Annotated in this window: 12 protein-coding genes; 2 read left to right on the top strand and 10 right to left on the bottom strand. The window is 38.7% G+C overall.

Features of this window, described 5'->3' with window-relative positions; genetic code table 11:
* Window positions 1-5 precede the first annotated feature (5 nt).
* From P3R27_RS00815 to arfA, 9 genes are all read right to left on the bottom strand, one after another.
* Entirely contained in the window at window positions 6-437 is a 432-nt protein-coding gene (locus P3R27_RS00815) for a hypothetical protein (protein WP_034686965.1), read from the bottom strand.
* Between the two features lie 95 nt (window positions 438-532).
* Window positions 533-2,389, bottom strand: coding sequence for an LTA synthase family protein (locus P3R27_RS00810; protein WP_126134337.1), 1,857 nt, complete (start codon window positions 2,387-2,389; stop codon window positions 533-535).
* A gap of 265 nt (window positions 2,390-2,654) precedes the next feature.
* On the bottom strand, window positions 2,655-3,620 hold the full coding sequence (locus P3R27_RS00805) for a glycoside hydrolase family 43 protein (protein ID WP_301356610.1): 966 nt from the start codon (window positions 3,618-3,620) through the stop codon (window positions 2,655-2,657).
* A complete protein-coding gene (locus P3R27_RS00800; RefSeq protein ID WP_034686972.1) occupies window positions 3,617-5,149 on the bottom strand; it encodes an alpha-N-arabinofuranosidase in 1,533 nt (510 codons plus the stop codon). Before P3R27_RS00800 ends, P3R27_RS00805 begins: the two co-directional genes overlap by 4 nt.
* Window positions 5,146-5,721: a DUF624 domain-containing protein gene (locus tag P3R27_RS00795; RefSeq protein ID WP_301356613.1), complete on the bottom strand. Its 576-nt coding sequence runs from the start codon at window positions 5,719-5,721 to the stop codon at window positions 5,146-5,148. The genes P3R27_RS00800 and P3R27_RS00795 overlap by 4 nt, the downstream gene beginning before the upstream one ends.
* A 4-nt stretch (window positions 5,722-5,725) precedes the next feature.
* Window positions 5,726-6,589, bottom strand: a complete 864-nt coding sequence (locus P3R27_RS00790) for a carbohydrate ABC transporter permease (protein ID WP_010736672.1) — start codon at window positions 6,587-6,589, stop codon at window positions 5,726-5,728.
* A gap of 14 nt (window positions 6,590-6,603) precedes the next feature.
* A complete protein-coding gene (locus P3R27_RS00785) occupies window positions 6,604-7,500 on the bottom strand; it encodes a carbohydrate ABC transporter permease (protein ID WP_034686976.1) in 897 nt (298 codons plus the stop codon).
* A 213-nt stretch (window positions 7,501-7,713) separates the two neighbouring features.
* A complete protein-coding gene (locus tag P3R27_RS00780) occupies window positions 7,714-8,985 on the bottom strand; it encodes an ABC transporter substrate-binding protein (RefSeq protein WP_126134339.1) in 1,272 nt (423 codons plus the stop codon).
* Window positions 8,986-8,998: 13 nt separating this feature from the next.
* Window positions 8,999-10,504, bottom strand: a complete 1,506-nt coding sequence (gene arfA, locus P3R27_RS00775) for an arabinosylfuranosidase ArfA (RefSeq protein ID WP_126134340.1) — start codon at window positions 10,502-10,504, stop codon at window positions 8,999-9,001.
* A 203-nt stretch (window positions 10,505-10,707) separates the two neighbouring features.
* Between arfA and P3R27_RS00770 the strand changes: the two genes are divergently transcribed.
* Window positions 10,708-11,598: an ArsR/SmtB family transcription factor gene (locus tag P3R27_RS00770; RefSeq protein WP_019723205.1), complete on the top strand. Its 891-nt coding sequence runs from the start codon at window positions 10,708-10,710 to the stop codon at window positions 11,596-11,598.
* 57 nt (window positions 11,599-11,655) lie between these two features.
* Window positions 11,656-11,994, top strand: a complete 339-nt coding sequence (locus P3R27_RS00765; protein ID WP_126134341.1) for a RidA family protein — start codon at window positions 11,656-11,658, stop codon at window positions 11,992-11,994.
* A 268-nt stretch (window positions 11,995-12,262) separates the two neighbouring features.
* Here the strand turns inward: P3R27_RS00765 and nadE are convergent, their stop codons facing one another.
* Window positions 12,263-13,090: an NAD(+) synthase gene (gene nadE, locus P3R27_RS00760; protein WP_126134342.1), complete on the bottom strand. Its 828-nt coding sequence runs from the start codon at window positions 13,088-13,090 to the stop codon at window positions 12,263-12,265.
* Between the last annotated feature and the right edge of the window lie 5 nt (window positions 13,091-13,095).

Below are 13,095 nucleotides of genomic sequence, written 5' to 3'. Positions count from 1 at the left end.
TTTGATTATTTCATCAATAAGTTAGTCATTTTTTGGATCGCTGCGGAAATATCATCTGTCGCTTGGTCTTGTTTTGCTTCTGACGCATCAAATTGTTCAGCATCGATGCCTTTTTCTGGTTGGACGCTTTGAGTCATTTCTTCACAACCAGCTACGTAATTTTTGTAGGCTTTTTCAAAGTTCTTATGGATACCCATTACTTTGGCTGGTGGACGCAACGTACTGATTTTCTTTAGCATATTACGATATTTTTCAGTACCTTGGTCAAATAACTCAACCGTCTCAACAAGCTCGGCTTGCGTTAGTTCAGCTGTCTTCTTTTGATCGATTGCTTCTCTGATTTTTTCATATTTTGGGTGCATCGTTTCGCCGATTGCTTCTGTTTCTTTCACGATTTTATCGACTGTCTGCACGTAATAACCGAGATTCGGTAACATAGGTTTTCCTACTTTCTTCTTTTTCTTTCTCTATTTTACCTGTTTATTCTAGTAGAAAACAAGTCATTACATCAATAAAATGTTATTTTTATCGTTTATTTTTCATAAAATCCTGCATCCAAACTATATTGTTCTCCTGAAACCAGATCATATTGGATCAAGCGATACGCCTCGTATACTTCCTCTTGCGCCTGATTCAACTGAGCTTCTTTTCCCCATTGGCCATTTTGAAAATACAGTTCTCGTTCGAACGCGGGAATAGCCGACTCCATTTCAAGCAGTAATTGATAAAAACCAGTGGTTTTTTGATTCGTTTGTTCTAAAAGATTCGCTGCAAAATAAAAAGGGCTAGTGACAGCATCGTTGATTTCACGTTTCTCTAACTCACCTGCTGTATCGAACATGAGGAACTCTGTCTGATGTAAGGCTTGTTTCTCATTTTTATTTTTGATCTCGTCCGAATAGATCCCCGGTAAATGATCTCCCCAAAAAACGACTAGCGTTCTTCTTGGAGTATCTTTCAGCGCTTCAGTGAATGCTTTCAATGCTTGACTACTATAAGCAATATCTTGCAAATAATTATTGAGTGTGTCTGTTCCAGTATCATCTTCTGTTGTAGCTGAAAAATCTAATTGCGAATACTTGCCTGCATAAGGCATATGGGTCTGCATCGTGACCAAATGGACAAACTGAGGCGTTTGCTCATCCTTTAATAAGTCTAAAATTTCTTTATAGGCAGACTCATCTGAAATATATGGATTATTATCAATGGTATCAGTGTAAGTCATATTTCCCTCGCTGATAAACGAATCAAACCCTAGCGTCTGATAGACATCTTCACGTTTATACATCGATGTATTATAAGGATGGATCGCCGTTGTTCGGTAGTTTTGTGCATTGAGCGTGGAAACAAGCGATGGTAATTGATCCAGCTTGGGAACGAGCATCGTATATGGTGTGGTCATTTGACCATTGAATAGCGCCATGGATAGACCCGTTAAGGCTTCAAACTCAATATTTGCTGTTCCACCACCATAATTTTGCGAAAGCATTCGGCCACTATAGGTTTGATTTGCCACTTCACGATAGTCAGCTAAGGGATCACCGGTCACCGTGACACCATTTAGATGACTTGGATCAGAAAAGCTTTCACTCATCACATAAATGATATTTGGCTGCTCATCATGTGCCGTTTGATTTTTTTCGTCTGCGATTGCTTGATATTTTTCAGTGATTTCATTGATTTTTTCTTTTGAATAACCTTCTGGTCGTTCCATCGGTTCAACTTTTAGATTGTACAAAAAGCCACCAATGAATCCTGTATTATAATAATTCATTTTTTGACTATAAGGAATCCACAAAGCCGTTTGATTATAAGCTTTACGCAACAAATTATTGGGATTATTGAAGTTACTGAAATAACCCATCATTGCAACGGTCATGACTAAAGTCAAGACACGATAGATTTGGAATGTTCGATCTTTTTTGAAACTACGGACAATTGCCCAGACCACTCCACCAAAGGCAAGGATCGCTACTAGCATCAACCCAATAAAAATCGGTGTTCCAGTCATGTCTTTGAGTAAATTGAACTCTGTGATCATCTTTAAGTCATCTGGATAGATTGGTTCTTGACGATAGCTCATTTTCAAGTAATTCGCAAAACCTAATATACCGATACTTACGAGATAAAAAAGCAGACCAAATAAGTAAGAACCCGCGAAAGCGACCATAAATAAAAAGACAGTAAGTAATACGAAACAAGCAAGTAAAAATTTTTCTGTGTGCCATGAAAAAGCAAATTTCAAGGCTAAATCAACTGAAAGATTATTCTGGCACCATTGTAAATACAAATTACTTATAAGTATCACTAAAACTGTTACTATCCCCAGAGTAGTGATTCGTAGAATTTTTTGTTGTTTGGTTGAAAGCTTATCTAAATGTTTGTTCAAGAGAGCGCTCCTTCACTTTTTCTAAATTACTTTAACGCCTATTTTATTCTAGTCGCTTCATAAATGAAAGTAAAGTTCAAAAAACAAGTGGTCTGAACGACCAATTTTATAAAAAAATAAATAGAAAACAAAAGGAATGAAACTGTGTCTTAGTCTCTCCAGCTCACAAAGAATAAGCGGTAATAGCCACAATTTTAAACAACAAATTGTGGCTATTACCGCTTATTTCTTGAAGGGCTTTATGTCACTGTGATTGAAATGATGCTCAAATATTAGCCGAATACGCAACTGGTTCACCAAAAACTGGGAACCCTTTTGTGTCCCACGAAAATACTTGTGCGTTGGCATGACGATTGGGATTATTCAGTGGATCGATTCCTTCATTTTTTTCTGGTCGTGCATGGTAAACTAATACATCTTCTTTGCCATCTTCTGAGAGAGTAAAGGAGTTATGTCCCGGTCCAAACTGCTTATTTTTCTCCGAAGAGACAAAGACAGGTTCAGGGTTCTTATGCCAAGAATAACCGTCAAGTAGATCCGCTGACTCTTCAGCCCACAGCAAACCCATCGCATAATTTTCATCAGTGGCACTCCCTGAGTAAGTGATGAATATTTTCCCGTTACGAATCAGTACGGCTGGTCCTTCATTGACTGCAAATCCTTGCTTTTCCCAAGAAAATTCTGGGATGGCTAATAATAGTTGTTTCCCGGTCAGTGTCCAAGGATTTGCCATTTCTGATAAATAGAGATTGGAGTTTCCCGGAATACGCGGGTCTAATTGCGCCCAAACATAATACAACTTTCCTTGATGTGTAAAAGTCGTGCCGTCTAAACTAAATGTATCTGTAGCAGTGATGATTTGCCCTTTTTCTTCCCAATCAGTATTCATTGGGTCAATGGACGTGTTTTCAAGAACGAACATTCGGTGGTGATGATCCCGATCACGAATCTCTGCATGATCACTGGCTGCAAAATAGATATACCACTTTCCTTGGATATAATGGATTTCTGGGGCCCAGATCAATTGACTCATGGGTCCAGTTTTAGGTGCATGCCAAACCAGTAACGTTTCCGCATGCTTCAATCCATCGATCGTTCTCGCACGTCTTACTTCGATGGACTGATAACCAGGTAGAGAACCCGTAAAATAATAGTAGCCGTCCGTATGTTTGTAGATCCAAGGATCGGCTCGTTCAAGGACGATTGGATTAGCATAAGTTGTTTTTTTCATAAAGGTTCCTCACATTTTTTTAGTCTGATGACATTCCAAGAATATGCTTCAAGCACCATATGGATCGTGTTCTTTTCATTTACATTGATTACTTGTTCTATCGGCTGGATCGTATTCGGTGCGTCTTTCGTATTTTTATCAAGTAAATGATCACTTTTTACTACTAGTTGGACTGCTTTAGTCTCCAACTCAAAATCATGCGTTGTCGTAATAGAGACTTTCTCTTCTGTACGATTCACTAGAAACAGTACGATTTCTTGCTCGTTTTCGACAACTACGCTATCAATGATCGGCACTTCTTTTCCAGTATCACAGTCATAAGTGGGACAAAACGTTTGTTGGTCTAATACAGTGCCTTTCGCATATTTTGCCAGATGTTGCATCACATAATAGGTTGGATTTACCCATGCGATCCCATTTTTCTCTGTTAGGATAAGCGGGATGGTATTGACTAAAAGCGATTGACAAGCAATTTTGACACGATCTGCATGCCGTAAAATCGCAAGACCCAATGTGCCGAACAACAATGTATCTTCCATAGTGAACTGGCACCAATCGATTGGTGACCCCTCTTGGAATTTTTGATAGGTTTGTTCTGGTTGGCTATGAACATTCCATTCATCAAAAGCTAAGTACATCGTCTTGTCACTGCGTAGATAGCCTTTCACATAGTCACACGTCGCAATGATTTCTTCGATTTGTCGATCAAACCGTTCCGCTTTAGCTAAGTAAGTTTTGGTATCTGCTCGCTCATTTTTTGGAGGTTTAGTCAAATCTTCTTCGTCATATTTATCGATGTAATTATGCAAAGCAATATAATCTACGTTTTCATATGCTTCTTCTAAAGCGATTCGGTCCCATTCAGGATAAGACGCTAAGCGTGGCGTCGAACTACCGACTAAAATCGTTTCGATCGATTCATCGACTAATTTCATCGCTTTGGCAGATTCATTGGCTAAGCGGCCATACTCATAGGCACTTTTTGCGCCAATTTGCCAAGGACCGTCTAACTCATTTCCTAAGCACCAAAGTTTCACGTTAAAAGGTTGCTCTTGTCCGTTTTGTTTCCGTAACTCACTCCAAGAGGTTCCTTGAGGAAAGTTACAATACTCTACTAGATTACGCGCATCGTCGATTCCTTTTGTGCCTAGATTCACCGTCATGATTGGCTCTGCTTCGACCATGTCTAACCATTTGAAAAATTCATGTAGCCCGAATGTATTTGGTTCGATTCCTTGCCATGCAAGATCGATTTTTTTTGGACGCTCGGTGACTGGACCAATCGTATCTTGCCAGTCATATCCTGAAGTAAAATTCCCTCCAGGATAACGGATCACCCCTAAAGACAGTTCTTTTACATAAGAAAGTACGTCCTGTCGAAAGCCATTCCTATCCGCGGTCGGATGTCCTGGTTCAAATATTCCGTTATATACGACACTTCCCATATGTTCGACAAAAGAACCGAAGAGTCGTGGACTGATAGCTCCTTTAGAAAATCCTTGACGTACCTTTAATTCAACTTTTTTCATTGCCACACTCCTTTCCTATCTATGTTTCCCACTAAATGATTGATCAACCACCAAACCCCACCTGCTAATACAAAAATAATCGGCGGAAACATAAACACAAGCACAAGAAAAACTAATAATATGCCACAACATACAAGATTCTTCAAAAAGTTGGTCAACACCCACAACGTACTTTCTTGAAAAAGTTCCTTTCCGGAAAGAGCGTCATTTTGAGCAAGAGAACTACACCAAGAAAGTAAAAACATCGTAAAAACCAACATTGTTACATAACCACAAATCACTAACCAAATAGCAGATTCTTGCAAAATAAGATTCATCGCAAAATAACTGATGATGGTCACGCAACTCATCACTAATTGAAGGAAAAACTTACGCTTAAAGCCCTGCAAAAAGGAATAGCAAACATGCCCTGATTCGCCATTCTTCCATTTATTCAGCGCAGTAAAAACACCTGTTGTGGCTGGTACTACTGTGACTAAAGGCAAAGAAACGACGACCCATAAAATCCCTAATAAGATATGATCGGAAATCTGGATCAATTGACCATACCATTTTGTTTCGACTAATTTCATCTTCTCACTCTTTCATGCCAGACATTGCAGTTCCTTGTACAAAGTATTTTTGAGCAAAAATATAAATGATCAACAATGGCAACATCGAAATAACTGTTCCTGCCATCACCGGTCCATAAAATGAAATATTTTGTCCAGTGAATAAAGCTAATCCTGCAGGTAACGTCCGCATTTTCGAACTTGTTGTCAAAATCAGTGGATACAATAAATCATTCCAACTGTTCATCAACGTAAAGATTGCTAGTGATAGAAGTGTTGGTTTGCTCAAAGGCAACATGATCTTCAAGAAAATCTTGAACTCACCTAACCCGTCAATACGTGCGGCTTCTTCCAATGAATCTGGTAAAGTCACAAAAAACGACCGCATCATAAATATCCCAAAAGCAGTAGTCATCCGAGGAATGATCAATCCGGCATACGTATCTAACATACCTAAAAAGTTTGCTTGGATGAACAGTGGGATCATGAAGACTTGAAATGGGATCATCATCGTTAACAAAACAAAGTAAAACAATACTGATTTCCCTTTGAAGCGCATCCGAGCAAAAGCATATCCTGCAAGAGAATCAAAGAAAACAGAAGTGATCACTGTCCCACCTGCAAAGATTACTGTGTTTTTGATGTAATCTAACAACGGAATAGTCGTCCAAACCTTGATATAATTCTCAAAGGTATATTCATCTGCAAAAATTCTCGGGGGAAAAGAAATAATGTCTTTTTCATATTTGAACGAGGAAATGATCAACCATAGAAAAGGAAAAGCGATAATCAATAATACGAGTAACATTCCTACGACACGTAACCATTTCTTTCCATCAAACTTTTTCCGACGATTCGTTGAAACTGCTGTATAACTTTCCGAAAGCATATTATTACTCCCCCCTATTTCATTTGTTTTTCTTTTCTTGTCATATATAAATTAGTCGAAATTGCCAGCACAGCTACGATAACAAACAATACTGAAGATAATGCAGAAGCATAGCCTAACTCATATGGAGCGGTGAAGCCGCGACTATAAATGTATTGGACAGCTGTTTCCGTTTTGAATTGTGGTCCGCCGTTCGTTGCCACATATACTTGGTCAAATACTTGCATGGAACCAATCAGATTGGTCAAGATACAAAAACCAAGAGATGGGACGATCTGCGGTAACGTGATATTAAAGAATTGTTGACGATTGGTTGCTCCATCCATCTGCGCTGATTCGTAAAGAGAAGGGGAGATTCCTTGGATAGCAGTGATCAGGATCGTCATCGTGACACCGAAATTTTTCCAAACCGTCATCAGCGCAACTGTTGGCATTGCTAATGTTGGATCACGGAAAAATTGTGGAATCGGCAAACCTACTTGTGAGAAAAGGTAAGGGATAGCCCCAACGTTTGGGTCAAGCAACATTGAAAAGATGATTGCAATGGATGTTAAGGAACAAATAACAGGGATATAAAAAGTTGAGCGACAAAAGCGATTGAAACGAGTATTCTTTGACAAGATCACCGCAGCTAATAAACCAACGATAATCTGTGTTGGTGTTTCAAGTAAGGTAAAATACAACGTATGGAAAAGTGAGTTGACCGCACGTTCATCCCCAAAGATCCGTAAAAAGTTATCCATGCCTACGAACTCTCTTGAAGTAAAAAAGATGTTCAAATCAGTAAAACTGATCGCAAATGTACCAATTAGTGGCACCACTGTGAATAACAGTAGAATCAAAAAGGATGGCACTAAAAACAAATAAGCTGCTCGATCCGGTCGGTTCCAGTATCTGGTGAATGCTTTCATTTCGTCTATTTCCCCTCTTTCTTATTCGATGGATTCCTTGATGAACAGTTCAAGCGATGAAAAACCAGACCAAGAAAGGAAAGAAGTTTTTCTCGAAAAAGGAAAGCGAAAGCGATAAAGATGTTTTTAAATTTATGAGACCTTCGCCTTCTCTTCTACGAGATTACTTCTGTTTCCTTTGTTATTTTGATTTCATTGTGAACTGCTACTCGATTATTCCTTCAGTAGATCATTGATCTGATCATCTGCATCATTCATGAGTTGCTCTGGATCTTCACCAGCTAACAATTTTTCGATCAATGGATTGATGATGTCATTATTGATTGCTGCGATTTTCGTGAATCCTGGTAGATAAGGTTCAGCATATTCCATTTGTTTTGATAGTTCCGATACGATAGGATCATTCTTCACTTCTTCATCTTCTGCAACTGATGATAAATAGGCAGGAAAGCCATTTTCAATACTCCATTTTTTACCGATTTCACTTGTGTTCCAGTATTTTAGGAATTCATAGATTGCCTCTTTTTTGTCACTATCTGTACTTGCTGGGATTGCATAACCAACACCATCTAAAATCGCTGTTTTTTCACCGTTCGCACTTGCTTGCGGTAATGTCGTTACACCATAATCGATTTCGTTTGCTTTCAAGCCGTTATTCAACCACGGTCCGTTGATGATGATCGATAATTGTCCAGCGTTCATCAAGTTATCCATCTCTGCTCCTGAGATCGATTCTGGTCCTGCTTTATCGACATGGATCATTTTTTGGATGGCTGTTAGTGTTTCAAGATTTTCTGGTGAAGCGAACTCAGATTTTGTATAGTCATCGCTGACAAGTTTTCCTCCATTTGCCTTCATCCAGTTATAAAGTGGCGCAGTACCGTCTTTATTGAAGACAAAACCTGAGACATTTTTACTACTATCGGTCAGTTGCGGAGCCATCTCTGTTAATTCTGTCCAAGTAGTTGGTGGTGTTGTTTCAGCCAAGCCAGCTTGTTTGAATAATTCTTTGTTCCAATACATATACATCCCTTGTACTTGCATCGGAATAAAGTATTGCTGATCATCCACCATTCCTAGATCTACCGCAGTATCTTTGAAATCTCCTTTATCCACACCATCATATTCCCAGAAATCATCTACAGGCTGCACAGCCCCATTCTCCACATATTGAGCAAAATCAGCATAGTTCAGTGCAACAAAATCTGGCGCTTTTCTCGAAGAAATTGCCGTTGGTAATTTTTCATTCAAATTAGCCCATGTCATCACATCCATCTCAATCGTGATGTTTTTGTCATTATTCTTATTAAAATCGTTGACGATCTCCTGTAAGATTTCCCCGTCAGAAGCTGTAAACCCATTCCAAAAAGAGAGTGTGACTTCTCCGTCATTTTTACTTTGAGAAGAAGCACCACCGCCACAAGCACCTAATATTCCAGTCGCAGCTAACAACAATGAACCAATAATCAATTTTTTTCCTCGCATCTCTATCTCCTCCTTATTTGTTCGGGGTCAAGCTTGTACGGATCACATTCCAAGATAACGGTTTCAATTTGCAATTCAACTGATTTTCTTTCTGTTCGTAGGCTTTGGAAGACACAGGTTTGATTTGCTCATTTCCTGCTCGATTGACCGCTTTGATTTCATAGCCGGACATCTCTGAAAACTCGATGATTTCCTCAATCTTTAAGTCAGAAAATTGTAGATCTAAACTCATCTCTTCTTCTCCACGATTCACTGCAAAAATCACCAACTCATTTTTTTCTTCATTGAGCACCGCAATGCTTTCTAAATATGGGACTGTATCAAATTCACTCGTTGCATACGTATCGACAGTGATTTCAGGTCGTAAAGCAATACCTTGTCCTAAAGTCGCGACTTGCATAAATGGATAATAGATTGTTTGACGCCATGCTTCACCGTCTTCTTCTGTCATGATCGGAGCAATCACGTTGACTAGCTGCGCCAGACAAGCAATTTTTACTCGATCAGAATGTTTTAACAAAGTGATCAACAAACAGCCCAATACTAAAGCATCCTCAAAATTATAGTGATCTTCTAATAAAGGTGGGGCAACTTGCCATGGCTTGACTGTCTGATCATGTTCTGTCGAATGATACCAAATATTCCATTCATCAAAAGATAGATTGATTTGTTTCTTGCTGTGTTTTTTCGCCTTGATTGCATCACACATCGCAACAACACCAGCGATGAACTGATCCATATCGACTGAACGAGCTAAATAATTTTTCAAATCATTTGTTTGATTGCCATAATACTGATGCAATGAAAGATAATCGATTTGTTCATAGGCTTGATCCAATACAGTCAATTCCCACTCGCCGAATGTCAGCATTTGGCTATTCGAACTTCCACATAGAACTACTTCGATCGAATCATCGACAAGTTTCATTGCTTTCGCCGTTTCTTCTGCCAGCCGTCCGTACTCTTCTGCCGTTTTATGACCGATTTGCCAAGGACCATCCATTTCATTGCCTAAACACCACGTCTTGATTGCAAAAGGTTCGGTTTGTCCATTTGCTATTCTTTGCTCACTCCAATAAGTACCACTAGGATAATTGCAATATTCGACTAAATTCCTTGCAGCATCTAAGCCACGTGTTCCAAGATTGACCGCCATATTGATCTCAGCGCCCGCTTCTTGACACCACGCAGCAAATTCATGTACACCCACTTGATTTGTTTCTAAAGATCGCCAAGCAAGGTCTAATCTTTTCGGCCGCTCCGCTATAGGCCCCACGCTATCTTCCCAATTGAACCCAGAAACAAAATTTCCACCCGGGTAACGGATCAATGGTACCGATAATTCTTTGACTAGCTCCATAACGTCTTGGCGAAATCCCTTATCATTTGCAGTCGGATGATCCGGTTGATAGATCCCTCCATACACTGCACGTCCCATATGTTCAATAAACGAGCCATACAAACGACGATCGATTTCCCCTATCTTTTGCACACGACTAACTGACATTACAGCTTCCATAAGTCCCCTCCTTTAATTTATACATGAATCATATCTTTCTTTGAAAGCGTTGTCAATAATAATATTATTAAATATATAAAAAATTTTACATTATAATTAACATAAACATTAATTATGTATATTATTTTTATGGCATTAACCTATAAATTAATATTTATGTTAATATATAGTTAAATAAAAACCTAAATAAGAGGTGAAAAATCATGCAACTCCAAATCAATGAAGAATCATTACCTGTTTATGAAGCTTTAGCTAGTAAAACAAGGATAAAAATCATCCAGTTACTTTCAAAAAACAAAATGAATATCAAAGAGCTTGCTCAAGCACTCGGTATCAGTAGTGCGATTACAACAATGCATGTAAAAAAACTTGAAGAAGCAAATATCATCAAATCAGAAAAAATAGGTCAAAAAAAAATTTCCAGCTTACGTGTCGATAAAATCAACATCACGTTTCCAGAAAAAATCTTCAATGCCTTTGATACGAAAGAAACATCGATTCCTATCGGTCATTATACCCGCTATTCGATCGAGCCGACATGCGGTCTAGCAACGATCCATGATTTTATCGGCAAAGTCGATGAACCACGTTACTTTGCTGATCCAAGACGAATGGATGCTCGGATTCTGTGGTTTACAAGTGGATTTGTGGAATATCAAACACCAAACTTCCTAAACGAAGAAGATACTTTAGAAATGTTGGAATTGTCCGTTGAACTGTCTTCCGAGTTTCCTTTTTCGAACGACAATTGGCCATCGGATATCACTTTCAGCCTAAACGGTGTAGAATTAGGTAACTGGACAAGCCCTGGAGATTTCGCAGATATTCGCGGAAAACATACCCCAGACTGGTATCCAGATAATCTAAACCAATACGGACTATTGAAAACAATCCGTATCACTAAACATTTGACCAATATCAACGGCGAACCATTATCTGAAATCACGATCAATGATATCCCAAGAAACGAAGACGTCTGGACCTTCCGGATCGAAGTCAAAGAAGACGCCAAAAACGTCGGTGGCTGCACCCTATTCGGCAAAGGCTTCGGTAACTACGACCAAGATATCAAGATGAAGGTGTATTATAGTTAAGGTTGTGAGAAAAGTGTTCAACACTGAATAATATTATCAATGAAAAGGAGTAATTTTATGGCTATCTATTCAAATAGTGTTATGACAAATTCACCTTTATTATTTATTTCCGGCCAGAAACCTCAAAAAGAGGCTTACATTCCCGATGGTATCGATGAGCAAATACAAATCGTTGTTGAAAAAATAAATTCCATCATTATGGATAACGAAGCGAGTACCCAAAATATTGTTAAAATGAACGTTTATTTAACTGATACTTCCTTTTTAGAATCCCTTAGGACAACACTTATAAAACTGTATGGAGAAAATAAACCGGCAATGACAGTAGTAATAGTAGCCGGATTGATTGATTCCAGATTCAAAGTAGAAATAGATGCTATTGTTGCTATCAAATGATTTTCTTAAGGAACATCGATTTGTTTCAGACTGTCAAAGAGTGCCAATCAAGTATACACGATCCTATTTTGTTTCTTTCAAAACTGACTCTTCCAGTGTGGCCAACTTGTTTTTCAAACCTTCTTTTCTATGAGAATGAAGCAAAGCAATAAAAATCTTCACCTTAAAAATACACTGGAGAGCAAAAAATGTATACAAACAAAAATAAACCGTGAATCCCTTGATCAACAAAGGATTCACGGTTTATTTGATTGTTTTTTCACTTTATTTATTTCCAAAAATCATCAAAAATCGAAATTGGCAAATGACGTTTATGCTGTGTTTTATTCCACCACTGTTCAATCTTTTGTTGCGCATCCACTGGAATTTCTTTTCCTTCCAAATAGTCGTCGATTTCATCATATGTGACGCCTAATGCGACTTCATCCGCAACCATTGGCTTACCGTCTTCTAGGTCAGCTGTTGGGATTTTTGTGTATAAATGTTCTGGTGCGTTCAAGACTTTCAATAGTGCTTTGCCTTGGCGTTTATTCAAACGGAACAACGGCAAGATATCAGCTCCACCATCACCATATTTTGTAAAAAAACCAGTAATGTTTTCAGCCGCATGGTCGGTACCGATCACAGCTCCAGCACGTTGTCCAGCAACTGCATATTGTGTGATCATGCGTTGACGTGCTTTGATGTTCCCTTTATTGAAATCACTGATTTCTACACCAGCTTCGCTCAATGCTTGTGTTTGTGCATCAACAGCTGGTTTGATATTGACACGTAATTGCACATCTGGTTGGATAAAGTCCAACGCAGCTTTGGCGTCCTCTTCATCTGCCTGTTCTCCATATGGCAAACGCACAGCGATAAATTGGTAACTGTCATCTTTCGTTTCTTCTCGCATTTCTTTCATTGCCAATTGTGCTAAGCGTCCAGCTAAAGTGGAATCTTGTCCTCCACTGATCCCTAATACTAACGTTTTTAGAAAGGGATTTTTCTTCAGATATTCTTTCATAAAATCGATACTGACACGAATTTCATTTTGAGGATCGATGACCGATTTCACGCCTAATTCTTCGATGATTGCTTGTTGTAAATGATTCATCTTCC

Source organism: Enterococcus spodopteracolus, from assembly GCF_030441955.1.
Lineage (GTDB): Bacteria > Bacillota > Bacilli > Lactobacillales > Enterococcaceae > Enterococcus_B > Enterococcus_B spodopteracolus.
Note: the sequence above shows the minus strand (reverse complement) of the source record. Positions and strands in the feature narration are given on the sequence as shown.